Origin of the sequence: Pedobacter chinensis (assembly GCF_003339865.1) — a bacterium.
GTDB lineage: Bacteria > Bacteroidota > Bacteroidia > Sphingobacteriales > Sphingobacteriaceae > Pedobacter > Pedobacter chinensis.
The window spans coordinates 17,680-41,337 of record NZ_QPKV01000002.1; the positions used below are offsets into that span (position 1 = coordinate 17,680).

At 35.8% G+C, this 23,658-nt stretch carries 23 protein-coding genes and 1 tRNA gene; 9 read left to right on the plus strand and 15 right to left on the minus strand.

What is annotated here, in order from left to right; genetic code table 11:
• Positions 1 to 12 precede the first annotated feature (12 nt).
• A complete protein-coding gene (glpK, locus tag DU508_RS01255) occupies positions 13 to 1,503 on the minus strand; it encodes a glycerol kinase GlpK (RefSeq protein WP_115401044.1) in 1,491 nt (496 codons plus the stop codon).
• 18 nt (positions 1,504 to 1,521) lie between these two features.
• Positions 1,522 to 3,120, minus strand: a complete 1,599-nt coding sequence (locus tag DU508_RS01260) for a glycerol-3-phosphate dehydrogenase/oxidase (protein WP_199562626.1) — start codon at positions 3,118 to 3,120, stop codon at positions 1,522 to 1,524.
• Positions 3,121 to 3,278: 158 nt separating this feature from the next.
• Here DU508_RS01260 and DU508_RS01265 point away from each other — a divergent pair, with 158 nt between their 5' ends.
• Both DU508_RS01265 and DU508_RS01270 read left to right on the plus strand, forming a co-directional pair.
• Positions 3,279 to 4,043, plus strand: a complete 765-nt coding sequence (locus tag DU508_RS01265) for a DeoR/GlpR family DNA-binding transcription regulator (RefSeq protein ID WP_115401045.1) — start codon at positions 3,279 to 3,281, stop codon at positions 4,041 to 4,043.
• A gap of 41 nt (positions 4,044 to 4,084) precedes the next feature.
• Positions 4,085 to 4,477, plus strand: coding sequence for a response regulator transcription factor (locus tag DU508_RS01270; RefSeq protein ID WP_115401046.1), 393 nt, complete (start codon positions 4,085 to 4,087; stop codon positions 4,475 to 4,477).
• 381 nt (positions 4,478 to 4,858) lie between these two features.
• Here DU508_RS01270 and DU508_RS01275 read toward each other — a convergent pair.
• From DU508_RS01275 to DU508_RS01295, 5 genes are all read right to left on the minus strand, one after another.
• Positions 4,859 to 4,946: transfer RNA gene (locus DU508_RS01275), tRNA-Ser, on the minus strand.
• A 95-nt stretch (positions 4,947 to 5,041) separates the two neighbouring features.
• A complete protein-coding gene (locus tag DU508_RS01280) occupies positions 5,042 to 6,031 on the minus strand; it encodes a YihY/virulence factor BrkB family protein (RefSeq protein WP_115401047.1) in 990 nt (329 codons plus the stop codon).
• 4 nt (positions 6,032 to 6,035) lie between these two features.
• Entirely contained in the window at positions 6,036 to 6,449 is a 414-nt protein-coding gene (locus DU508_RS01285) for an acyl-CoA thioesterase (protein ID WP_115401048.1), read from the minus strand.
• The gene (gene mltG / locus DU508_RS01290) at positions 6,449 to 7,504 is read right to left on the minus strand and encodes an endolytic transglycosylase MltG (RefSeq protein ID WP_115401049.1); all 1,056 of its coding nucleotides are present in this window, start codon (positions 7,502 to 7,504) and stop codon (positions 6,449 to 6,451) included. Before mltG ends, DU508_RS01285 begins: the two co-directional genes overlap by 1 nt.
• Before the next feature lie 7 nt (positions 7,505 to 7,511).
• Positions 7,512 to 8,282 (minus strand): PASTA domain-containing protein, encoded by a 771-nt coding sequence (locus tag DU508_RS01295; protein ID WP_115401050.1) that lies wholly within the window; start codon positions 8,280 to 8,282, stop codon positions 7,512 to 7,514.
• A gap of 215 nt (positions 8,283 to 8,497) precedes the next feature.
• On the opposite strand from DU508_RS01295, the gene DU508_RS01300 reads away from it, so the two are divergent.
• From DU508_RS01300 to DU508_RS01310, 3 genes are all read left to right on the plus strand, one after another.
• A complete protein-coding gene (locus DU508_RS01300) occupies positions 8,498 to 9,484 on the plus strand; it encodes a D-alanine--D-alanine ligase (RefSeq protein WP_115401051.1) in 987 nt (328 codons plus the stop codon).
• Positions 9,485 to 9,501: 17 nt separating this feature from the next.
• Positions 9,502 to 10,086 (plus strand): Crp/Fnr family transcriptional regulator, encoded by a 585-nt coding sequence (locus DU508_RS01305; RefSeq protein WP_115401052.1) that lies wholly within the window; start codon positions 9,502 to 9,504, stop codon positions 10,084 to 10,086.
• 101 nt (positions 10,087 to 10,187) lie between these two features.
• Positions 10,188 to 10,586, plus strand: a complete 399-nt coding sequence (locus DU508_RS01310) for a DUF983 domain-containing protein (RefSeq protein ID WP_115401053.1) — start codon at positions 10,188 to 10,190, stop codon at positions 10,584 to 10,586.
• Between the two features lie 83 nt (positions 10,587 to 10,669).
• Here DU508_RS01310 and DU508_RS01315 read toward each other — a convergent pair whose 3' ends face one another.
• The 5 genes from DU508_RS01315 to DU508_RS01335 all read right to left on the minus strand — a co-directional run bounded on the left by DU508_RS01315 (position 10,670) and on the right by DU508_RS01335 (position 15,823).
• Entirely contained in the window at positions 10,670 to 11,194 is a 525-nt protein-coding gene (locus tag DU508_RS01315; protein WP_115401054.1) for a nuclear transport factor 2-like protein, read from the minus strand.
• 615 nt (positions 11,195 to 11,809) lie between these two features.
• Positions 11,810 to 12,601 (minus strand): copper homeostasis protein CutC, encoded by a 792-nt coding sequence (locus DU508_RS01320; RefSeq protein WP_115401055.1) that lies wholly within the window; start codon positions 12,599 to 12,601, stop codon positions 11,810 to 11,812.
• A 155-nt stretch (positions 12,602 to 12,756) separates the two neighbouring features.
• Positions 12,757 to 13,791, minus strand: coding sequence for a N(4)-(beta-N-acetylglucosaminyl)-L-asparaginase (locus DU508_RS01325; RefSeq protein ID WP_115401056.1), 1,035 nt, complete (start codon positions 13,789 to 13,791; stop codon positions 12,757 to 12,759).
• Between the two features lie 61 nt (positions 13,792 to 13,852).
• Positions 13,853 to 14,632: a nitrilase family protein gene (locus DU508_RS01330; protein ID WP_115401776.1), complete on the minus strand. Its 780-nt coding sequence runs from the start codon at positions 14,630 to 14,632 to the stop codon at positions 13,853 to 13,855.
• A gap of 45 nt (positions 14,633 to 14,677) precedes the next feature.
• Positions 14,678 to 15,823: a methionine aminotransferase gene (locus tag DU508_RS01335; RefSeq protein WP_115401057.1), complete on the minus strand. Its 1,146-nt coding sequence runs from the start codon at positions 15,821 to 15,823 to the stop codon at positions 14,678 to 14,680.
• A 189-nt stretch (positions 15,824 to 16,012) separates the two neighbouring features.
• Between DU508_RS01335 and DU508_RS01340 the strand changes: the two genes are divergently transcribed.
• The gene (locus DU508_RS01340; RefSeq protein WP_115401058.1) at positions 16,013 to 17,545 is read left to right on the plus strand and encodes a DUF2271 domain-containing protein; all 1,533 of its coding nucleotides are present in this window, start codon (positions 16,013 to 16,015) and stop codon (positions 17,543 to 17,545) included.
• Positions 17,511 to 18,200, plus strand: coding sequence for a PepSY-associated TM helix domain-containing protein (locus tag DU508_RS01345; RefSeq protein ID WP_199562627.1), 690 nt, complete (start codon positions 17,511 to 17,513; stop codon positions 18,198 to 18,200). Before DU508_RS01340 ends, DU508_RS01345 begins: the two co-directional genes overlap by 35 nt.
• Before the next feature lie 170 nt (positions 18,201 to 18,370).
• Here the strand turns inward: DU508_RS01345 and DU508_RS01350 are convergent, their stop codons facing one another.
• The gene (locus tag DU508_RS01350) at positions 18,371 to 19,597 is read right to left on the minus strand and encodes a multidrug effflux MFS transporter (RefSeq protein WP_115401059.1); all 1,227 of its coding nucleotides are present in this window, start codon (positions 19,595 to 19,597) and stop codon (positions 18,371 to 18,373) included.
• A gap of 165 nt (positions 19,598 to 19,762) precedes the next feature.
• Between DU508_RS01350 and DU508_RS01355 the strand changes: the two genes are divergently transcribed.
• Together DU508_RS01355 and DU508_RS01360 are read left to right on the plus strand one after the other, a co-directional pair.
• On the plus strand, positions 19,763 to 20,533 hold the full coding sequence (locus DU508_RS01355) for a queuosine precursor transporter (protein ID WP_115401060.1): 771 nt from the start codon (positions 19,763 to 19,765) through the stop codon (positions 20,531 to 20,533).
• A 28-nt stretch (positions 20,534 to 20,561) separates the two neighbouring features.
• The gene (locus DU508_RS01360; RefSeq protein ID WP_115401061.1) at positions 20,562 to 21,002 is read left to right on the plus strand and encodes a hypothetical protein; all 441 of its coding nucleotides are present in this window, start codon (positions 20,562 to 20,564) and stop codon (positions 21,000 to 21,002) included.
• A 162-nt stretch (positions 21,003 to 21,164) separates the two neighbouring features.
• On the opposite strand, the gene DU508_RS01365 is transcribed toward DU508_RS01360, so the two are convergent.
• On the minus strand, positions 21,165 to 22,403 hold the full coding sequence (locus tag DU508_RS01365) for a homoserine dehydrogenase (RefSeq protein WP_115401062.1): 1,239 nt from the start codon (positions 22,401 to 22,403) through the stop codon (positions 21,165 to 21,167).
• A gap of 142 nt (positions 22,404 to 22,545) precedes the next feature.
• The gene (locus tag DU508_RS01370; protein WP_115401063.1) at positions 22,546 to 23,646 is read right to left on the minus strand and encodes a homoserine O-acetyltransferase family protein; all 1,101 of its coding nucleotides are present in this window, start codon (positions 23,644 to 23,646) and stop codon (positions 22,546 to 22,548) included.
• Positions 23,647 to 23,658: the final 12 nt, after the last annotated feature.

Genomic DNA, 23,658 nt, shown 5'->3' on the forward strand with positions numbered 1-23,658 from the left:
AATTTAAATAAACTAATCTTCGGCACTTGCCTTAGCCGCCTTTATAGCCCTGTTCCAACCTTTAATGCGTTCTGTATTATCAATCCCTTCTTCTGCAATAAATGTTTTATCTATTTTCCATTGCGAACGTATTTCATCTATGCTGTTCCAAAAACCAGTGGCTAAACCAGCTAAATAAGCAGCACCTAAAGCCGTTACTTCTGTGATTTCAGGTCTGATCACTTTGCTTTTTAGTAAATCTGCCTGAAATTGCATCAATAAATCGTTTGCTGTAGCACCTCCGTCAACACGGAGTTCGGCAATGTTTACACCGGCATCGGCTTCCATTGCTTTTAATACATCCATCGTTTGATAGGCAATACTTTCTAATGCTGCTCTTGCAATGTGCGATTTGTTTGTGCCACGGGTTAATCCCGTAATGGTGCCGCGTGCATGTTGGTTCCAGTGCGGGGCACCTAAACCTGCAAAAGCGGGAACAATATAAACGCCATCAGTATTTTTTACTTTTTGTGCCAGGCTTTCCACATCGGCCGATTTAGAAATTAAACCCATTTCATCCCTTAACCATTGTACAACGGCCCCGCCGATAAAAATACTGCCTTCTAAAGCGTAATGAACCTGATCTTTGATTTTCCAGGCAATAGTTGTTAACAAGTTGTTAGCTGATATTTTAGGTTCGTTACCAATATTCATTAACATGAAACAACCTGTACCATAAGTGTTTTTGACCATACCCACTTCGGTACACATTTGACCAAAAAGAGCAGACTGTTGATCGCCGGCAATACCTGCGATCGGTATTTTAGCAGCCAGAATTTTTCCCGCAGTTTCTCCGTATATCTCGCTTGATGACTTCACTTCGGGCAACATGCTTTTTGGAATGCCAAACAGATCAAGTAATTCATCATCCCACGCTAAAGTGTGAATGTTGTAGATCATTGTGCGAGATGCATTGGTAACATCCGTAACATGTTTTTCGGCTCCGGTCAATTTCCATATTAACCATGAATCTATTGTTCCGAAAGCAAGTTTGCCGGCTTCGGCTTTTTCTTTTGCGCCTTTAACATTTTCTAAAATCCATTTCGCTTTGGTAGCCGAAAAATAAGAATCGATGATTAAACCCGTTTTATCCTGGATTTTTTTAGCCAGGCCTTGAGCCTTAATTTCATCGCAGTAGGCCGATGTTCTTCTGTCTTGCCAAACAATGGCGTTATAAACGGGTTGACCTGTTTCCCGATCCCAAATTACTGTGGTTTCGCGTTGATTTGTTATGCCTATTGAATCTATGTCTGTTGCAGAAAGCCCGGCTTTTACAATAACTTCTGCTGCAACTGATAGTTGGGTAGACCAAATTTCTAACGGATCATGCTCTACCCAACCTGCCTGTGGGTAAATCTGAGTGAATTCTTTCTGTGCTACGGCAACAATTTCGCCATTATGATTAAAAATGATTGCTCTCGAACTTGTGGTTCCCTGATCGAGAGACATGATATACTTACTCATAGTTTAAAATTTGGTTAGTTATGATTTGGCCACTGTGGGTTCTTCTTCAATTAATTCTGATTGATAGATATAGCCGTTGGCTAAATTATTAAAAATATTGATTTGATCTTTTTCCCAACTAATTTGTTGCTTAAATTCTTTTGCAAGGAGCGAGGCTACTTTTGGAGCCATTTCTTTTGCCGCATGAGCATCAATAAACAATACCCGCAATCTTCTGCTCAAAATATCTTCAACTGTTTCTGCCATTTCATTTCTTGCAGACCAAACCACCTCAGCTTCCAGGTAAGGGAAATGAGGGTGAAGCTTTTCGTTTAATTCAGGTTCATTCAGTGCCAACGCCTCAATGTTTTTTCGATCTGTACCATAAATATCTAAATGATGATCTCCTCTAACATTATTGCAACCGTGTATTTTTAGTCCTTTTGTAATACAGGGAGTGGCATGAAGATTCGCATGATTTATCGCTAAATCCACTGTTTCTTCCGCCATGCGACGATAGGTAGTCCATTTACCTCCTGTAATTGTAAGTAATCCTTTAGCAGATACCATTAATTTATGATCGCGACTAATTTCTTTTGTGCTGTCTCCATCTGCATTGGTTGGTGCAGCAAGAGGCCTTAAGCCAGAGAAAACACTTAAAATATCTTTTTCCTTAGGTTTTTTGGTAAAATAGGCTGAAGCAGTAGCCATAATAAAATCAACCTCCTCTTTCAGCGCCCTGGGTTCCAGGCTATGTTCATTTAATGGTGTGTCGGTAGTTCCGACCAGTAAATGTTGATGCCATGGAACTGCAAAAAGCACACGTCCATCAGAAGTTTTAGGAATCATTAAGGCTGATTCGCTGTTTAAAAAATGCTTATCTAAAACAACATGAACACCTTGACTAGGACGTACCAGTTTTTTTGACTGAGGATTATTCATTTGCAAAATATCATCAACGAATACGCCAGTAGCATTTATTACAACTTTTGCAGATTGTTTAGATGTTTCGCCCGTTATGGTATCAAGAATTTCAACACCAGTAACTTCATTATTGGAGTTCTTTAGCAAAGAAACCACTTTCGTATAGTTACACAATGTTGCTCCGTTTTCTTTTGCAGTTTGTGCAATGTTAATCGCAAGTCTGGCATCATCAAACTTACCATCATAATACCTGATACTTCCTTTTAACCCTTGTTGTTTAATACCAGGCATTATTGCCAATGTTTCTTTTTTAGAAAAATATTTCGATTTCCCAAAACTAAATTTACCAGCTAACCAATCGTAAAGTGTAAGGCCTGTCAGGTATTTTACTACAGAGAACCAATCGTAACAAGGAATTATGAATTCTTCTTTATTAACCAGATGATTAGCATTTTGCTGCAATAAACCCCGTTCCCTCAGGGCGTGTTTTACCAGGCCAATATCACCTTGCGCTAAATAACGTACTCCACCGTGAACCAATTTTGTACTGCGGCTTGAAGTTCCTTTTGCAAAATCTGATTGTTCTACCAATAAAGTTTTTAAGCCGCGGGTTGTAGCATCAAGCGCTGTGCCCAAACCAGTTGCACCTCCTCCAATTATGATGATATCCCAAATAAAGTTGTTTGGTAAATGATGGTTATGTAGTCTTTCCATTTACTTCTAAAAATAATAAAACGAAACAATACGCAATTATAAGTAATCATTATCGAAATAATATAATATATGTGTTAAAAAAATATTAAATATTTTTAAAAATCGATTTTGTGAGCATATTATTTGCTATTTTGCGAGATACATAATAATAAAAGTTTATGATGAATTTAGCTGAGAGGCACCAGTTTATTTTAAATCGTCTGCAGAGAGATCAATATATCAATGTTGTAGACTTATGTAAGGAATTGAAAGTGTCATCTGTAACAATAAGAAAGGATTTAAAACTTCTTGAGGATAAAGCATTGCTTTTTAGAACCCATGGAGGAGCAACAGTAAACAACCCTTATACCATAGATCGGCCGGTTAATGAAAAAGAAAAACTGCAATCAACAGAAAAAAACAAAATTGGTTCGGCTGCAGTGTCATTACTTAATGAAAATGATTCAATTGTAATTGCATCAGGCACAACAGTATTGTATTTTGCTAAAAACATAGCTCCAGGCACAAATTTAACTGTGGTAACATCGGCTCTAAATGTAGCACTTGAATTGATGCGTGAACCGAGCATTGAAGTGATACAATTAGGGGGCTTGTTAAGAAAAAGCTCTTCTTCTGTAATGGGTGCTTATGCAGAACAGGTTTTGGGAGATTTTTATTTTAATAAACTTTTTTTAGGGGTTGATGGCATAGATTTGGATTTTGGTTTAACCACCACCAATGCAATGGAAGCACACTTAAACCGCAAAATGATTAATGCATCGCAAAAAACAATAGTACTTGCCGATTCCACTAAATTTGGAAAAAGAGGGTTCGGAAAAATTTGCGGATTAGATGAAATAGATCACATTATCACAGATAAAGGAATTTCTGAACAAATTGTAAAACATTTAGAAAGTTTAGGTGTTACTGTTACTATTGTGTGATAAAACTCGCACGAAAAAAACCAAAACGATATAATTTGAATATGGAAACTAAACGAATACACATTTTAGAAGACGACCAGGAAATTAGAAACGTAATTGAAATTCTTTTAAAGGAAGAAGGGTTTGAATTGCAATTATCTTCTTCATTTGCAGAATTAAAAAGAAATATTCAGGATGCAATGCCTGATCTTTTTTTACTTGATGTGATGTTACCCGATGGTAATGGCGCTGAAATTTGTGAAGATCTTAAAACAGACATTTTTACTAAACACATTCCAATCATTGTCATGTCTGCCCAAAATAATAGCGAACAAAAGGCAATCGCGGCATTTGCGAATGACTACATTAGTAAGCCTTTTGATATTTACGATGTTTTAGAGCGGATAAATAAACAATTAAAGATTAGTGCTCAAAGTAGAATAACAAACGTTTAATAATTATTTGCACTAGTATAAGAAAGAGGCCTCATAAAGCCTCTTTCTTATTTTAGCTTAATTCCCTGTTTTAATAATATGTGCCGTAATTGATACCAATTTTCTGCTTGCCTCAATTCCTTCACAAAGTTCACATCACGGGTCATAATTTATCGGTAAGATTTGCTGATTTGATAGTTAATAACATGAATTAGAAGTGTTCGGGGCGCATTCTTCCTCTTTGGTATTTTTTGAATTTTTATCAGAATTTTAGATAAGATGAGGGGTTTCCCTTAAAAAGGATTGAGAGTAGTCTTTACCATTCAATAAACTTATTGGCCTACAGTTACTCATAAAAATAAAATGCGAAAAGGTGTTCTAATAAAAACACTTTTTCGCATTTGGCGGAAAGCGAGGGATTCGAACCCCCGGACCTGTTACAGTCAACAGTTTTCAAGACTGCCGCATTCGACCACTCTGCCAGCTTTCCGGAGGCAAAAGTACAAACTCCCGTTAAATCTGCAAACAATGATTGCGTTTTTTTTATATTAAGTTGATAATTGCTTAACACAGAGGAAGAAAAAATTATTTCTTCTGTATGTTTTCTTCAATCGGATCGGTTTTTTTAAATAGATTGAACGTTGGACGAATGATTTTAACACTTCTTTTGCTTACATCAACACTTGCGTTGAGCTCGAAGCCAATCAATAAAATCAGTGAATTTAAATAAAGCCAAATCATTACAACGATTAATGTTCCAATAGAACCATATACTTTATTGTAAGAAGCAAAATGATTAATATAGAATGAAAATCCCCAAATGGTTATAAAAGCCAGGATGGTAGCTAACCATGAGCCAGCACTGAATAATTTCCATTTTTTTGTATGAGAAGGACCATAGCGGTATAAAATTGAAATCGTGATGAAATACAAAATAGCTAATAAAGCCCATCTTGTAAACTGAATGGCGTAAACCGCTAAACTATCTTTAATGTGTAATTCTCCTTTAATATAGTTTAAAAGTACTTCTCCTATGGCCATAGCACTAATACACACAATAATTGAAAGGCAAATAACAGATGTGAGAATAAAAGCAATTAAACGCTGCTCTAACCAACCTCGCGTCTCAATGATTAATGATGACTTGTTAAAGGCTTTCATGAGGTTTTTTACTCCATTTGTAGCAAAGAAAATAGCTGATAAAAAACCGAAAGATAGTAAACCTTTATTTTGATTTTTAACAATGTCTTTGAGTGTAGATTCAAATGCATCGTAAGCATTATGTGGCAATACCAATTCAATTAAACTCAGTAACTGATCCTGGAAGCCTTTTATCGGAATAAACGGAATTAATGTAAATAAGAAAATAATTCCCGGAAAAATAGCCAGCATAAAGCTGTAAGCTAAAGAAGATGACTTATTAACAAGTGTATCTTTACCAATTTCCTTAAAAAAGAAAGTGGCAACAGTATATAAGGGCAAAGGGCTAAAACCAGGTAATATGCAACCTTTAGTCCATTCGATAAATTTCGAATAGATTTTAAGATGTAATAATTGCCTGTGTACCCATTCCATTAATCTACAATATAAAATGTTGTTTTACGCCATCCATAAAATTCTGAGGTGGATGACAAGGCCTTCTGGTATGTTTATCTACAAATACCAAAACGGTTTTCCCGATATTGATCAATTCGTCCTTTTCGTTATAAATCTCATATTCAACATTTAAACGAACCGTTGGTAATTCTTTAACAATACATTTAACCGTTAAAACCTGATTATACAATGCAGGCTTTAAAAATTTAGATTGAAGCTCTAACAATGGTAGCATTACACCGCCTGCCTCCATTGATTCGTATGTTATTCCGGAACAAGCCTCGAAGCATTCTGTTCGGGCAATCTCATAATACAATGCGTAGTTGCCATGATGAACAACGCCCATTTGATCGGTTTCAGCATAGCGAACTTTTACTTTCGTTTCATGTACAAACATTACCTAAAAATATTTCTTTTGTTTAAAGCATCACGATATTTCTTCGCATTGATTTCGTGTTGAGCTTTTGTTTCAGCAAAATTGTGATAGCCGGAAAAATCTTCCTTGGCACACATGTAAATGTAATTATTTTGATTGCGGTTTAAAACGGCATCAATGGCATTGATACTTGGCATCATGATAGGACCAGGAGGTAAACCAGCATATTTATAGGTATTGTACGGCGATTGTACCTGTAACAATTTGCCTGTTACCCGTTTTACCGTAAAATCATTATTAGCAAAAATCACTGTTGGATCGGCCTGCAGCAAAATCCCTTTGTTTAACCTGTTTAAATATAAGCCAGCAATGATTGGCATTTCTTTATCAAAAAGTGCTTCAGCATCAACAATTGAAGCCAGCGTATAAACCTGAGCAGGAGTAAGGTTTAAACTTGCTGCTTTCAGCTTACGGTCAGCAGTCCAGAACCTGTCGTATTCTTTATGCATACGCTCAAAAAAGTCTACCGGCGAAATATTCCAGTACATTTCATAAGTATTTGGAATAAACATAGCATATACATTATCTTCATTGAAGCCATATTTGCCAATTAATGCGGTAGAATCCAATACATTGATAAAGCTTAAAGAATCGGCCTCTAAATTACTTGCCAGATAAGCAGCGAAATTTTCTTTTTTCCGGATGTTTTGAAATTTCAATTTAACAGGCTCCTGGTTTCCGGCTTTAATCAAATTGATCAACGTGCGGTTGGTCATTCCTTTTTTTAAGCGATATCGTCCAGGTTTTAAGTTTTGTGGTAAATCCATTTTACCAGCAGCAGTGGCAAATGAAGAAACACTATTTACGATATCTTTCTTCTTTATGTTGGTGATCAATTCATCGTAGTTGCTGCCCGTTTTAATATACAAATATTTTTGATTCTCAGTAACGTTAGGGGCAAAGTAAAGCCTGTAAAAGTTTAAAGCAAAATATCCGGCAACCAATACAATTAAAACAATGATAGCAATTACAGCTTTTTTCCCAATACTTGTATTCTTTTTTTCTACTTCAGTCATTCGTGTGTTATTGTTCTTTGTTTGATAGCGTGATATTAATTCTTGTTCCAATGGCAACTTTGGTTACCGAATCAGCAGGCATTGGATTTTGTTTAGTAATAACGGCATTTGCACTGTCGGTTATACTTCCTTCATAAATAATGGTACCTAAGCTCAGGTTTGATCCTTTCAAACTGAATTTTGCTTCATCTATTGTTAATCCGACCAATTGCGGAACATCAACCTCTTCACTTCCTCTGCCATCTCCTAAAACCAAATTAATTCTTGAGCCAACCGGGATAATATCGCCAGCCTGGATTGGAGATCCACCAAATGAAGCTTCTAAAACCACATCTCTGCTCACATCCGGTTTATATATAGTATCTCCAAGTTTCAATCTGGAACTTTCAATAATTGCCTGGGCTTCTCTTAAAGTTTTAAACGCAATATCAGGGAATTTTGTATCCGGAGTTTTTCCCGCATTAATAGTTAAATAGATTGTTCTGTTGTCTTTAACAAAGGTATTTGGATCAGGGTCCTGATCAATTACAATCCCCGCTGGTTCGTCCATAATAAAAACAGAGTCAACCTCGTATTTTAAACCAACATCTTCGAGTTTTTTAACGGCTTGTTCAAAGGATAAGCCTTTAACCATCGGTACATTTAAACCTTGCCCATGTTTAGTGTAATATCTTAGGCTAAAAAAAGCGATAAGCAGAAGGCCGATAACAGTTAAAACTGCTGCTAAAAGGTTATTCCTAAAGGATTTGGTTTTTAAATAATCTATAAATTTAGACATGAATCTTAAATTCTGGTGTTATGCGTACAAACTCAAATGTAGTTAATTTAATTAATGAGTGAATTATTGAATGATTCAATTGTTGAATAATCATGATATTTATTCAATCACTCATGCAATCAATTTCTCTGTCAAAATTAAACATTGCACAAAGATATTTATATTTTTGAGGATATATTTACGATCATTTCTATTTATAATTAAGGATTTCTCTAATGAAAAAAACGATTGCATTGTTAACAGGCGGTACCACAGGCGAATGGGTTGTTTCGGTAAAAAGTGCGGCAACTATTATTCAAAATATTGATGCTGATTTGTACGATGTATACAAAATCATGCTAAATGATAAAGGATGGTTTTATGAACCTGCTGATTCTATTAAAATAGAAATTGATAAAAACGATTTTTCACTCACTCTTGAAGGCCGTAAAATTAAATTTGATGGTGTTTTTATTGCCATTCACGGTTCTCCGGGCGAAGATGGGAAGCTTCAGGGATATTTTGATATGTTGAACATTCCATATACTACCTGCGATGCTCTGACTTCATCTATTACGATGAATAAAGGTTATACCAAAGCCATTGTAGAAGGCATTGATCATTTGTATACGGCAAAATCTGTTCAGATATTTAAAGATGGGAATTACGATATCAATCAAATTAAGCAAAATTTGAGATTACCATATTTTGTTAAACCAAACAGTGGCGGAAGTAGTATTGGAATGAGTAAAGTTAAACACGCTGATGATTTGGAAAATGCGCTAGAAAAAGCCTTTCAGGAAGATAGTCAGGTGCTTATTGAAGAGTTTGTAAGCGGAAGAGAGTTCTCGATTGGCGTTTTCAGTGCTAAGGGAAAAATCACCGTTTTACCTACCACAGAAGTAATTCCAACCAATGAATTTTTTGATTTTGAGGCTAAATACACTCCTGGTTCCACACAGGAAATTACCCCTGGAAATATGAGCGATGAGGAATATTCAAGGGTTCATCAAATCGTTAAAGATATTTATAAAAAATTAAATTGCAGAGGCATTGTTCGTATTGATTACTTTTTGGAGCATGAAACCGGGAAATTCTATTTTATTGAAATCAATACCATTCCAGGGCAAACAGCTACAAGCTTCATTCCACAGCAGGTTGCCGCAATGGGCTTAACGTTAAAACAGTTTTACGCAGATTTAATGAAAGAAACCATCGGGTAATTTCTCATTTTAAATTGATGGATATCCAACAACTCATAAATAGCGGTTTTTTAATAAAAGAATATCCGAAGGATGCTATTATTTATGAGCCTGGTATGTTCCCAAAATATGTCTATTTCATCAAATCAGGCGAGGTAAGAATGGTTACTGTAAATGAAGATGGGAGAGAGTTTATACAGGGAATTTTTAAATCAGGGCAGTATTTTGGAGAACCTGCATTAATTGTAAACCGTAGATATTTAGCTTTTACGATAGCGAGTAAGGATTCTGAAATTATCCTGCTTGGAAAAAGCGACTTCTTCCACCTTATTGAAAGTATGCCTGATTTTAGCACTGAGATCATTCAAACATTAAGTAACCGGTTATTTTATAAATCAATGATGCTTGAAGAGCTTGCCAATGAAAAAGCTGAACATCGCCTTCTTACCATTATAAAGTATCTATTGAATGATATTGAAATAGGAGGACACTTAAAAGTGACTCGTCAGGAACTTGCTGATATGACAGGATTAAGGGTTGAAACCGTTATTAGAGGTGTTAAACTACTGGTACGGAAAAACTTAATTTTTACTAAAAAGGGTAAAATAATTAAAGTGGCCTGATTACACAAAACAGTGAAGCAAAATAAGTGTTGTAAACATGACATAGGTCATGATTTTGCGACTTATTTAAACCTAAATTTGCAGCATCAAATAATAATATTATGGCTGAGTTGTCTAAATTTCAAGCTTTTATAAAATGTAAATGCCCGCGTTGCCGCCAAGGCGATATTTTTACAGGAAGTGCTTATGCTTTTAAACTGCAAAAAACCAATATTTACTGTCCGGTTTGCAATCTAAAGTTTGAACGCGAACCAGGATTTTTCTATGTGGCCATGTTTGTAAGTTATGCAATGAATGTGGCTGAGATTATTACGATAGGGGTGGCCTCTTACATTCTTGGTTTGCCACTGGTTTATGAAAATCTTTGGTATTATGTAGGACTAATTCTTTTTGGAGTGTTATTGTGTTCGCCAATAAACTACAGGTACTCGAGAGTAATTCTGCTTCATTACTTAACTCCAGGATTGCATTATATTCCTGGAAGTGGCGAAAAACGTTAACTTAAATATGATGCTTAAAAGTCATTTAATATAGGAATTCTCCTTTTACGATAATGAAAGGTTGACTTTTAAGCACCTTCTTCTTATTTTTTCATTGGGTGCTGAGCGTATTCCGATAAACCGGATACTTTGCCATCTTTTAATTTTATATCATTAAACAAACGCACAGTATCACTTTTGCCGTCCTTTGTTGTAGAAACCTGAGTATACCAAAGGCTAACCCATTCTTCACTTTTATCTTTATTGATCACAGATTCCATATCTTCCATTTCAATTTTGAATCCACTCATTTTCGCAAATTCTGTTTGTATCTCGTTTAAAAACTGTGTTTTTGTGCCTTTGAATTTGTAACCATCCAGGTTAAACCAAACGCTATCGGTCAGAATTTTGCTCATGCCAGCCGTGTCTAAGTTTTCAAAAGCTTTAATGAGCGTCATGGCAGTCAAAGCATTTTTGCTGTCATTATTCATTTCCCAGGCTTGTGCATTCTTAATGGTATAAGGATACTTCGTACTATCAGCTGATCCGGTGTCAGCGGTTTTCGCCTCTTTGTTTTGACAGGCTGCAAATAATAATGCGATCAGTATTAGAGATGAGAATTTTTTCATAACAATTAGTTTTTGTTTTAGTTGATTAAATATAACTAAATATCTGGATATTAAACTATTGTGAATATTTTTGTTCTCTGTTTTACAGTTATTGAATTATTTTACAAGTGTTCACATATAGTGTTTTAAGCGTGATGCTTAACTACCACGTCATGCTGACCTGCAGCGAAGCGGAAAGCTACGAAGTAAATTTATTTCCGCATCTTTTTTGCTAAGTGTTCATATCATTAAGGTCCTGAAACAAGTTCAGGATGACGACCGTTCATGTATGATTTTTTAAGCGTGATGCTTAACCACCACGTCATGCTGACCTGTAGCGAAGCGGAAAGCTACGGAGTAAATTTATTTCAGCATCTTTCTTGCCCAGTGTTCATGTTATTCAGGTACTGAAATAAACGGTGCAGCCCTCTTGAATACCAATAAAAACTTAAAAACAAATGAAAAATTCAGGATGACGACCGTTCATGTATGATTTTTTAAGCGTGATGCTTAACCACCAAGTCATGCTGACCTGTAGCGAAGCGGAAAGCTACGGAGTAAATTTATTTCAGCATCTTTCCTGTTATTTAATTCTAGAAAAATGTTCAGGATGATGATATGCGCAATCAATTTATTTTAAATTTTCCCGATAATTTCAACCAGTTCTTTTACCTTTTCTGTAGAAGTCAATTCATATTGATACTCATCTTCAATACTGCCCATTTTGGTTTCGTTATTTCGAAATTCCATTTTACTTGATACAAAAACCTTTGCAGAAGCGTGGAATTCAGTGGCTCCGGTATTTACTATCAGTTCTTGAATATTGCTTTTGTTTATTCCTGCCCCAGGCATTATGCTAATTCGGCTATTAGCTTGTTTGATCAGTTTAGCCAGTTTTTCTGCTCCATGAATAGCAGAGGGTGCCCCACCTGAAGAAAGAATTCTTACCATTCCCAAAGCAATCAGATCTTCCAATGCTTTCTCCTGATCATTGCTCATATCAAAGGCCCGGTGAAAAGCTACTGGCATCGGTTTTGCAATTTCGATAATTTCAGCACATCTTTCCAGATCTACGTTTCCATTGGCTTTAAGTATTCCTATAACTATTCCATCACAGTTTAATGATTTACAGATTTTTACATCTTCTTTCATTAACTCAAATTCTGTATCAGAATACAGAAAGTCTCCACCACGCGGACGAATAATCGGCCAGATTTCGATTGATAAATTCTTTTTTGATAATGCAATTTGCCCATAACTTGGAGTTGTTCCTCCTTCAGCCAGATTATCACACAGTTCTACCCGTTTAGCGCCCCCATTTTGTGCTGCCAATGCAGATTCGTATGAGTTCGCACAAACTTCTAAAACACCAATTGTTAAATGATCTGAAGGAGATTTTGAATCACATGAATTTATATCACTATTCATTAATGAAGCTTTATGAAAGTTTTTTGATTTATTATTTTTTAATTTATCACAATTAGGAGATTGAAGGATTCATTCATCCAAAACAACTCATCCTTTTGGAGATTTTAAGTACCTAGTTTAACAGAGAGTTGATTTTATGGGATGTTTATATTCATTTAATAATAGCTTTTTCCTTTTATTAAAAGATCTTGCTTTTCTGCATTGCAAACAGCATAACTAAATCCCTGTTGAATGGCATAAGCACCATATTCTCCTTTTTTATTGATGGCCAAAAAACCGACTTGAATGTTTTTAGCCGTTTCTGGTTTCTTTTTGATAATGCGCATAACGGCTTCTTTACAGGCGGCTTCGGGCGTGTAACCCTGGCGCATCAGTTCAACCACTAAAAAAGAGCCCACATTTCTAACTACTTCTTCTCCAACACCAGTAGATGTTGCGCCGCCAATTTCATTGTCAACATATAGACCTGCACCGATAATTGGGCTATCACCAATTCTTCCATGTAATTTATAGGCCATTCCACTCGTTGTACATGCGCCAGAAATATTCCCCCTGGCATCAAGTGCAAGCATGCCAATAGTGTCATGATTGTATTGGTTACCAGGTAATTTTTGAGGTGCTGCTTTTTCATAAAGCTTGTTCTCAATATTCATTACGGGCTCATACTTAGCCGTTTTTAGCCACTCTTTCCAGGCTTTCTCACTTGATGGTGTTAGTAAATTTTCTTTTTTGAATCCTTGTTCTAAGGCAAATTGTAAAGCACCATCTCCGGCAAGCATTACATGAGGTGTTTTTTCCATTACTTTTCTGGCAACAGAAATAGGATGCTTGATATGTTCTAAAGCCAAAACAGCACCGCAGTTTCCATTTTCATCCATGATACAGGCATCAAGCGTAACTTTACCATCCCGATCAGGTAAACCACCATAACCAACAGACTGATTTTTTTCATCGGCTTCGGGTACCCAAACGCCTTGTTCTACGGCATCTAAAGCGCTGCCACCATTAGATAAGACTTTCCAGGCATCTGCATTAGCCGCGATACCAAAATCCCATGTCGAAATGACGACAGGAAAATTTGCAACATTAGTTCGTTGTGTTGGAATTGTACTGGCCATGCTCGTTTTATCGAGCGCTAATAAACCAGCCGAAAGGGCAGAGGCTTTTATAAATTTACGGCGATTGAACATCTATAGTTATTGTTGAATGGGTTGTTTGTTAGAATTTAGTTTTAATGGAAATTGAAAAATGCTAACTGATACTGAACTGGTCTGCATCTTTTAAGAATGGGAATTGTCGCCTTATTTTAACCAGTTCCTCGTAATTAATGCTAAACGTATATAAATCTTCATCTTCAGGCTTGTAATAAACAGTGCTTCCATAAGGATCAATACACATGGAATGACCACTGTGATAAACCTGATTACCATCATGCCCCACACGGTTTACTGCAATTACATAACTTTGATTTTCGATAGCGCGGGCAGGGATTAAAGCTTTCCAATGGCCTGATCGTTTATCTGGCCAGCTAGCTACCAAAAGGAGAATATCATACTCTTCATTTACATTACGTAACCAAACCGGGAAACGTAAATCATAACAAACAGCCAATCGAATTTTCCAGCCTTTTAGTTCAACAATCAACTTATCATGGCCAGCACTAAAATTTTTATCCTCTTCTCCTAAGCCAAATAAATGGCGTTTATCATAATGTTTATGCTCACCATTTGGTTCCATCCAGATCAAGCGATTATAATAATTTCCATTTTCTTTGATAATTAAACTTCCTGTTATTACGCAGTTGTATTGATATGCCATTTTTTGCATCCACTGCATGGTAAAACCACCCATTTCTTCAGCCAAAGCTTCCGAATTCATACTAAAACCACTATTAAACATTTCAGGTAAAATGATCAAATCAGTTTTTTCTCTAACTCCCATTGATAACCTGAGCGCTAGGTTTATGAGGTTTTTCTCTATGTTTTCCCAGAAAAGATAAGCCTGAAACACAGTGACTTTCAGGTTTTCCATTTGGGTATAAACAGGTGTTTCCATATGTTTAGTTTTACGGGATGATTAAACATTCTTTAATTTTTCTGCAGCTAATGCAAGTGTTGAATTTTCTTTGGCAAAGCAGAATCTGATAATTTTATGATCTGTTGCTTTTTGGTAGAATGCCGAAACAGGGATGGTGGCAACTCCAAAATCTTTGATCAGTCTCATACTGAAATCCACATCCTTTTCATCGCTAATTTTGCTATAACCTGCACATTGAAAATAAGAGCCATTACAGGGTAATAGGTCAAAGCGACTTTCAGCCATCAGCCTTCTGAAATAATCGCGTTTCTCCTGGAAGAAAGTCGCGATTCCATTATAATGGCCTGGTTCTTTAATGTAATCGGCAATGGCTTGTTGCATTGGACTATTAACGCTGAAAACATTAAATTGGTGTACTTTTCTAAATTCTTTAGTTAGTTTATCAGGTGCGAGGCAATAGCCTAATTTCCAGCCTGTGGCATGTAAAAGTTTACCAAATGAGGCTACAATGAAGCTTCTTTCCCTTAATTCAGGAAAAAGCATTACACTTTGATGTTGGTGGTCATCATAAATCAGGTGTTCATAAACTTCATCGCTTAGAATTAAAATGTCGGTTCCGTTAATCAACTTGATCAACGATTTCATATCCTCTTTTGATAAGATGCTTCCAGTCGGATTCTGTGGAGAATTCAAAATAATCATTCTCGTATTTGCCGTGAAAAGCTTTTTTACCATGTCCCAATCTATAGCATACTGAGGTGGCGCCAGTTCGTATGTTTTTACCAGTCCACCTAAAAGCTTAACAGTTGGTGCATAACTATCATAAGCCGGTTCAAAAATAATAACCTCGTCACCAGGATTAATAATGGCAGTTAATGCCGTAAAAATAGCTTGAGTTCCACCAGCGGTAACGGTAATTTCAGTGTCGGCATTATATTTTACATGATATAGTTTTTCAACTTTTTCAGCAACGGTTTCTTTTAGAAAAATGTTGCCAGGCATAGGTGCATATTGGTTAAAACCGTCTTTCATGGCTTTATTTACCAATTCAACAAGTTTCGGATCGCAAGGATAATCAGGGAAACCCTGCGATAAATTAATAGCATTATATTCGGCTGCAATTTTAGACATTACCGAGAAAATGGTAGTGCTTACGCCTGGAAGTTTAGATTGTAGATTCAACATGTTATAAGCGAAAATAGGAAAAAAAAGCTTAAAGAATAAAAGCAAAGCATTTAAGGTTTTTCAGCTGATGGATCAATACCTTAAAAATTTAATAACTTCCTGTATCATTTCAATTATATTTAAGCGTTATCTATAATTAATCCAAATAAAACTTTTTCTTTGCAATTAAACATTAAAATTTCTTCAATTATGAAATTTAAACACATAGTTGCCATTGGTTTACTGATTATTGTGGGCTCTGGATTTGTAAAGCCAAAAAAAACAATGCAGGTTTTTGTTGCCAATTATGAAAATGTATTGGGAACTTCATTGGAAATGAAATTTAAGGCAGAAAATCAAGCTGATGCAGACATTGCCGAACTAAATGCTTTAAATGAAATTGATCGGCTTGATGATATTTTAAGCGCTTATAAAAACTCTTCTGAATTTACGCGATGGATGAAAAATGGTCAGCAAACTACCAAGATCTCTGCTGAGTTGTTTGAAGTACTTCAACAATTTGAACATTATAAAGAATTGACCAACGGAGCTTTAGATGCATCAGCTGAAGTGATTAATCGAGTTTGGAAAAAAGCCGCAGCTGAAAATAGTTTGCCATCAGCTGCCGAATTAAAAACTGCATTAAGTGCCGTAAAACAAAAGCATTATATCTTAGATGAGAAAAATTCAACGGTAACGCGTTTGGATGATGCGCCACTTGCTTTAAATTCTTTTGCAAAAAGTTACATTATCAATAAAGCGGCAGAGAAGGCCATTCATACAGCAGGTATTGAAAATGTAGTTGTTAATATTGGAGGTGATATCGTAATAAAAGGAGGAGGAACCGAAATAATTGAAATTGCAAATCCCAAGGCTGACGCAGAAAATGAGACAGCTTTATCGACGATAAAAGTATCAAACAAGGCTGTTGCAACCAGTGGAAATTATCGCAGAGGTTATCATGTAAATGGAAAATGGTATTCTCACATTGTTGATCCACGCACTGGAAAACCTGTTTCTGAAATCATCAGTGCTACTGTAATTACTCCAAATGCAAGTGAAGCAGGGGCTTTAGCAACATCTTTCAATGTGCTTTCTGTCGTTGAAATAGAAAAAATCGCGGCATCGAGAAATGATATAGCATATATGTTGGTTACAAAAGATGGTGCTGAAATTAAAAACCAGGCATGGACAAAATATGAAGTTGAAATAATTAAACCTGCAATCGCTTCCCTTAGTAAAACCAAAGCCGATAAACTTTGGGACACAAAAATGGAGTTGATTGTAAATTTAGAACTAGCGAATATAGAATCAACAGATGGAAGGCGTGTTCGTCGTCCTTTTGTAGCGGTTTGGGTAGAAGATGACACGAAAAAGCCCGTGCGCAACCTTGCCATTTGGTACAATAAACCTCGCTGGCTTCCTGATTTAAAATCGTGGAATCGTTCTAACGGAGAAGAGTTTCAAAAAGGAGAAGACAGCAAATTGAGTTCTACAAGTTCCGCAACGCGTGGTCCTGGAAAATACAGCCTGGTTTGGAATGGTAAAGATGATGAAGGGAAATTGGTTAAAGAAGGAAATTATACCGTTTTTATTGAGGTTGCGCGTGAACACGGAACTTATCAGATTCTTTCACAATCCATGAAATTTACCGGCACGGCTAAAAAAATAGAATTTAAACCAAATACAGAATTATCATCAGCATCACTTGACTACAGAAAAATCACAACCGCAAAAAAATAATGTCATAACTGCGCCAGCAGGTCTGGGCAGAAAGGTCTTAAAAAATGATAAAGGAAAGGGAAGAGGTAAAAAACGTTTTGCCGCTTTATCGCGCTGGTTGCACATTTATTTATCGATGGTCAGTTTTACTATCCTGCTTTTTTTTGCGGTTTCTGGACTAACTTTAAATCATGCAGATTGGTTTACTTCGGGAAAAGAAGTTGTGACCAAAGATTCTGGAAATGTGAATTTAAGTTGGGTTAATCAATCAGATACGGCTAAAATTAATAAACTTCAGCTGGTTGAATACTTTCGAAACAAACATGAGGTTAAAGGTGCAGTGAGTGATTTTAGAATTGATGACAATGAATGCAGTATAACTTTTAATGGTCCTGGTTATATCGCTGATTCTTTCATTGATCGTGAAACAGGAAAGTATGAGTTAACCGTTACCCGGTTTGGCTTTATTGCCGTGATCAATGATTTGCATAAAGGAAGAGATTCGGGCAAAGCATGGTCGTGGATTATTGATATTTCGGCGGTATTAATGACTTTGGTTTCTATTTCTGGAATTGTACTGATCTGTTTTATAAAAAAGAAAAGATTGAGCGGATTTATTATTGCTGCCGTAGGAACCATAGCTTGCTATTTGATTTATAAGCTGTTTGTGCCGTAATTTGAATTTAAAGAACAGGTCTTCGATTACGCTCAGATTGATAGAGATTATACAGAACTTAATGACATTGCATTTCTATGCTTAGTCTTTTGCTTTTGTCGTCATTTCACGCGAGTGGAAACCTTAAAGCTTTAGTTATTGAAAAAAATGCATTAAGATTCCCAACTAATTTAATGTCCGGCAACTGCTGCATCCGCAGAGGCCTCAATTTCAGCTGTTATAAACTTTCTTCCTATGAGAAGACAGATTAACGCAATAAAGGCCGCAACCGTCATTACCAAAGGCATTGGAACCACTGAATGTTCGCCTGATAAACTTACCATAACTGATGCTAAAGCACCTAATCCCATTTGTAAGGCGCCCATTAAAGCTGATGCACTTCCTGCGTTTTTGCTAAATGGAGCTAATGATAGAGCTGCTGCATTTGGGTTGATAAATCCTAAACAGCCCAAAAATAATGCGATGAATCCAATCGTGGCATATACATTTAACCAGTTGTTTAAAGCAAAAATTAAAAATACCAGGCTGAACATACATTGGGCAAGAAGTGCCCATGTTACTATATTTTTACTACTGAACCATTTTAAAATCAAACTGTTTATCTGACTACAACCTATAAAAGAAACAGATAACAATGCAAAGATCCAGCCGTAGCCAGTTTTACTTATTTGGTAAATATTCATGAATATGGTTGGCGAAGATGACACATAAGCAAATAAGCCAGAAAACGTGATTGAACTGATTAAGGCATAAGTATAAAATTGCGGTTCTTTTAAAACGTTTATAAAACTAGTTATAATGGGTTTCGGCTTAAGTGAATAGTTCGGATCGGGTTTATAACTTTCTGGTAATTTAAAGATGGTGGCCAATAGGATCAATATCGCCATCAATCCCAAAAATACAAACACATATTTCCAACCCAAAATCGAAATTAAATAGCCACCTGCAGTAGGGGCAAGCATTGGCGAAACCGCAATAACAAGCATTAATGATGCAAATACCTTTGGACTTTCTTCTACTGTGAATAAATCGCGAACCATTGCTACAGAAGCAACTGCAGTTGCACAACTTCCAATGGCTTGTATAAATCGAAGAACAATTAATTGATTAACATCAGTAACGGCTAAGCACAAAAATGAAGATATGATATACAGTACCAAACCGAAATATAATGGTTTTTTACGTCCGAATTTATCCAATAATGGTCCATATAATAATTGTCCAGCGGAAATTCCGATAAAGAAACTGGATAAAGATAAGGCTACAGTAGATTCGGTGCTTTTTAAGTCTTTGGCAATATCAACAAAGCCAGGTAAATACATATCAATAGAAAACGGACCAAGGGCTGCCAATGAACCCAAAATTAAGATGAGATAAAAGTGTTGTTTGTTAGCCATGGAAATTTCCGTTTTTTTAGCAGCTGCAAAGATTGGGAGATTTAAGTTCTTAAACTATTTTTAAAATGGACTGATTGTAAAATATAAAGGTCTGTTAACAAATTAATTTAGAATTTTATGCTCAACCTGCATTTCTGAAACTATTTATTTCTAGATTTATGCATTATGACTTTTAAAACTAAAGAAAGCCGTTTATTGCTCATTCTGGGTAGTTTTTTCGTGGCAAATGCCATATTATCAGAATTTATAGGAGTTAAATTATTTAGTGTTGAGGAAACGTTGGGCTTCAGAAAGTTTGATATCAACTTATTTGGAGTGCCAAATTTATCATTCGTGATGTCGGCAGGGGTTTTGACCTGGCCCATTATTTTCATCATGACTGATATCATCAATGAATATTTTGGCATTAAGCAGGTTCGTTTTTTGTCTATTCTCACAGCTATTTTAATCGCCTTTGCTTTTTTGGTGGTTTGGGGCTCCATGCATTTAAGTGCAGCCGATTTCTGGGTTCATCAAAAAATAAATGGCGAAGATTTAAATATGAATAATGCTTTTTCCGGCATATTTGGGCAAGGCATGTGGATTATTGTAGGATCAATCATTGCATTTATCATCGGTCAGTTGGCAGATGTTCTGATTTTTCATCGGATTAAAAAAATTACAGGGGAAAAGGCGCTTTGGTTAAGAGCAACAGGCTCAACGTTGGTTTCTCAATTTATTGATAGTTTTGTTGTTATTTTTATTGCGTTTTACCTTAATCCTCAATATGATTACAGTTTAGAAATGGTTGCCGCAATCGGCCTGGTAAACTATACTTATAAATTTATAGTTGCAATTTTAATGACACCGATTTTGTATGTTGTTCATGCAATTATAGATGGTTACCTTGGAAAAGACCTGGCAAATAAATTAACAGAAATGGCAGGTAGAGGTTAATTATCCATCTCCTTAAAACCTATATAATATGAAATTAAACTTATTGGTAATCTTCGCAGTAACCTTATTAACCTCCTGCAAAAGTAAAAGTGATACAAATCTTGAAATTCAGGGTACGTGGCAATTGATATCTGGAACAACCATTGAAAATGGATCGAGTAAGATAACTGACTACACCAAAGATTTTAAAATGATCAAAATTATAAACAACACACATTTTGCCTTTTTAAAACATAGTATCAATCCAAAAGATACTGCCGATTTTGATGCTGGCGGTGGAAGTTATACTTTAAATGGCGATCAGTATATTGAGCATCTTGAGTATTATAGAGATAAAAATTGGGCAGGAAAAAGATTTGAATTTAAGCTAGCTTTCCATCAGGATACCTTAATCCAAACTGGTGTTGAAAAGGTTGAAGAGGCTGGGGTAAATCGGGTGATTATAGAAAAATATATTAAAGCACCTTAATTATTAATATCCCTGGTTTGAGAAACTGTTTAAAATTTGAGAAGCAAATTTTTTATAAAATCTCAGGCTAACAAAATACTGCTCATAAAAAAGCAAAAGGTCGGACTCGCTCCAACCTTTATGCTTAACAACAAAACAAATAAAAAAATTAACCTTAAAATATTATAGTACAGCTTCTTCGTAAACTTGAGCAGCTATTTTTTCTTCTTTATAAATTTGCCTTCCTGTATAGGCGATGAAAACGTCTTTATCTAAAAGTAAATCACGGTTTTTGATTAAACTATCTAACCTCACAGTACCAATAACATATTTAAATTCATTTGCAGCGTAACGTTCACTGATATCATCAAACTCCAGGAGACTGATTAAATCCTCGTCGGCATATCGTAAATAAATCTCCAGAAGAATGTTTTCGGTATGTTTTACACCATTTTCTGAATGGTATTTTTTGTACTCATAACGATAATCGTAACGTAGAGCTGCAATATCAGATAATACCGCTGCACCCGTTGGGTGGCCACCAGCACCCTTGCCAAAGAAAAACTGTTTATCGGCAAACGCAGCCTGAACAGTTACTGCATTATATTCATTCTCAACATTATATAAGAAGTCATCCTTCGCCACTAATTTTGGCAGCACATAAGTTACAATCTGTTTAGTATCTACCTTTCTGGCTGTTGGAACAAGTTTGATTTTGAAATTTTTCTCACGGGCATATTTAATATCATGCTGAGAAAGGTTTTGAATGCCAATGTTCAGTATGGCATCAGGATTTATGAATAAGCCGTAGGCATGCGCGGTTGCAATGGCAAGTTTATATTTAGGATCGTAACCACCAACATCAAGAATAGGATCTGTTTCTGCAAAACCCAAATCCTGAGCTTCTTTTAAAGCAGAGCTATAGCTTTGGTTTTCGTTAAAAATTTTCGATAAAATATAATTTGATGAACCATTGAAAATACCACTCAAAGCATGAAAAAGCTCATTGTCATAATATTCTTCCAGGTTACGGATGATTGGAATACTACCACAAACTGCACCTTCATATAATAATGAAGTACCATGTTTTTGCTGTAAATCTACCAACTCTTTCAAATGTGTAGCAATCATTTTCTTATTCGCCGAAACCACATTTTTTCCATTTTTCAATGCTGTAGTTACAATTTCATAAGCAGCTTCAGCATCATTTATTAATTCTACAATGGTATTGATTTCTGAATTGTTCAGAATTTCATCACGATTAGTAGTAAACAGATCTTTATTAAGGGTACGTTTTTTTCTTGGATCTTTAATGGCAATTTTAATTATCTCAAGGTTCAGATTCTGGCTTTGGATAATATCCAATAAGCCTTGTCCTACAACTCCGAAACCAAATAAACCAATTTTTAAATTCTTACTCATTTTTGTATTGTGATTACAACGATTTTAATCTGCTATTTTATTTTTACCACTGATTTTTAACTTCTATCTATGGTTAATAGTTATTTTAACACTTTGGGCTTTGCCTTAAGCAAGCCTTCTGCCTTTTAACCTTCTACCTCAGTTAAGCTGTGTGCTGCAACTTAATGATCTTTTTATTTCTGCTTTCTTTAATAAAAGTTCCGATAATATTGGTCAGGGCATTTGTTTCAATCAGGAAACCGTCATGGCCATATTCCGAATGGATAGTCGCGAATTCTGCATTAGTGATATGATCTGCTAAATATTTCTGTTCTGAAACGGGAAACAAAAAATCATTTTCGATCCCTATAACCAAAGTATTGGCTTTAATGGTTTTCAACGCATCAGCAATACTCTTTCTGTTTCGACCAACATTATGACTATCCATTGCTTTGGTTAAATAATAGTAGCTATAAGCATTAAAGCGATTTATTAATTTTTCGCCTTGATAATTTTGATAGGATGATGCTCTGAAATGATCGGTTTTATCATTTACACTTTCAACCTGCGTATTACCATAAGCACTGTAAGTTCGGTAGCTTAAAAGCGCAATGCTCCGGGCTGTTTTTAAGCCTTTGCTACCACCATCAGGTTGGTTTGCGTAAAAAGTCCTGTCAGTGGTAATGGCCAGGCGCTGACTTTCATTAAAAGCGATTCCCCATGGAGAATGCACTGCATTTGTTGCCACCAAAACCAGATTCTCAATTCTTTGTGGTTCAATTATTCCCCATTCAACAGCTTGTTGCCCACCTAAAGAACCACCAATTAAAAGTTTAATCTGATCGATACCCAAATGATTGGCTAATAACTGATGTGCAGAAACAAAATCGCGAATGGTAAACTGTGGGAATGATAGGTAATAAGGCAAGCCATTTACAGGATTGGTGCTTAATGGACTGGTTGTTCCGTAATTAGAACCCAGAACGTTTGCACAAACAATGTAATGGTCGTTTGGATTAAACAGCGCATTCTGGCCAAATAAACCTTCCCACCATTCAAATACATCTGCATTTGCAGTAAGGGCATGGCAAACCCAAATCACATTATCTTTACTGGCATTTAATTTACCATAGGTTTGATAGGCGATTTGAAGGTTGCGAATTTTTTTTCCGCTTTCTAATTTAAATTGTTTTGGATGATTATATATAGCTCCTAAATCTCCTGAAAGGGATTTTGAAGTACTAATGGTTTTACTGTTTTGCATTTTTTTTAATAT

Bases quoted from the DNA above. Each gene is read 5' to 3' on its own strand.
- glpK (WP_115401044.1), bottom strand. From the start codon at position 1,503: ATGAGTAAGTATATCATGTCTCTCGATCAGGGAACCACAAGTTCGAGA.
- DU508_RS01260 (WP_199562626.1), bottom strand. From the start codon at position 3,120: ATGGAAAGACTACATAACCATCATTTACCAAACAACTTTATTTGGGAT.
- DU508_RS01265 (WP_115401045.1), top strand. From the start codon at position 3,279: ATGATGAATTTAGCTGAGAGGCACCAGTTTATTTTAAATCGTCTGCAG.
- DU508_RS01270 (WP_115401046.1), top strand. From the start codon at position 4,085: ATGGAAACTAAACGAATACACATTTTAGAAGACGACCAGGAAATTAGA.
- DU508_RS01280 (WP_115401047.1), bottom strand. From the start codon at position 6,031: ATGGAATGGGTACACAGGCAATTATTACATCTTAAAATCTATTCGAAA.
- DU508_RS01285 (WP_115401048.1), bottom strand. From the start codon at position 6,449: ATGTTTGTACATGAAACGAAAGTAAAAGTTCGCTATGCTGAAACCGAT.
- mltG (WP_115401049.1), bottom strand. From the start codon at position 7,504: ATGACTGAAGTAGAAAAAAAGAATACAAGTATTGGGAAAAAAGCTGTA.
- DU508_RS01295 (WP_115401050.1), bottom strand. From the start codon at position 8,282: ATGTCTAAATTTATAGATTATTTAAAAACCAAATCCTTTAGGAATAAC.
- DU508_RS01300 (WP_115401051.1), top strand. From the start codon at position 8,498: ATGAAAAAAACGATTGCATTGTTAACAGGCGGTACCACAGGCGAATGG.
- DU508_RS01305 (WP_115401052.1), top strand. From the start codon at position 9,502: ATGGATATCCAACAACTCATAAATAGCGGTTTTTTAATAAAAGAATAT.
- DU508_RS01310 (WP_115401053.1), top strand. From the start codon at position 10,188: ATGGCTGAGTTGTCTAAATTTCAAGCTTTTATAAAATGTAAATGCCCG.
- DU508_RS01315 (WP_115401054.1), bottom strand. From the start codon at position 11,194: ATGAAAAAATTCTCATCTCTAATACTGATCGCATTATTATTTGCAGCC.
- DU508_RS01320 (WP_115401055.1), bottom strand. From the start codon at position 12,601: ATGAATAGTGATATAAATTCATGTGATTCAAAATCTCCTTCAGATCAT.
- DU508_RS01325 (WP_115401056.1), bottom strand. From the start codon at position 13,791: ATGTTCAATCGCCGTAAATTTATAAAAGCCTCTGCCCTTTCGGCTGGT.
- DU508_RS01330 (WP_115401776.1), bottom strand. From the start codon at position 14,632: ATGGAAAACCTGAAAGTCACTGTGTTTCAGGCTTATCTTTTCTGGGAA.
- DU508_RS01335 (WP_115401057.1), bottom strand. From the start codon at position 15,823: ATGTTGAATCTACAATCTAAACTTCCAGGCGTAAGCACTACCATTTTC.
- DU508_RS01340 (WP_115401058.1), top strand. From the start codon at position 16,013: ATGAAATTTAAACACATAGTTGCCATTGGTTTACTGATTATTGTGGGC.
- DU508_RS01350 (WP_115401059.1), bottom strand. From the start codon at position 19,597: ATGGCTAACAAACAACACTTTTATCTCATCTTAATTTTGGGTTCATTG.
- DU508_RS01355 (WP_115401060.1), top strand. From the start codon at position 19,763: ATGACTTTTAAAACTAAAGAAAGCCGTTTATTGCTCATTCTGGGTAGT.
- DU508_RS01360 (WP_115401061.1), top strand. From the start codon at position 20,562: ATGAAATTAAACTTATTGGTAATCTTCGCAGTAACCTTATTAACCTCC.
- DU508_RS01365 (WP_115401062.1), bottom strand. From the start codon at position 22,403: ATGAGTAAGAATTTAAAAATTGGTTTATTTGGTTTCGGAGTTGTAGGA.
- DU508_RS01370 (WP_115401063.1), bottom strand. From the start codon at position 23,646: ATGCAAAACAGTAAAACCATTAGTACTTCAAAATCCCTTTCAGGAGAT.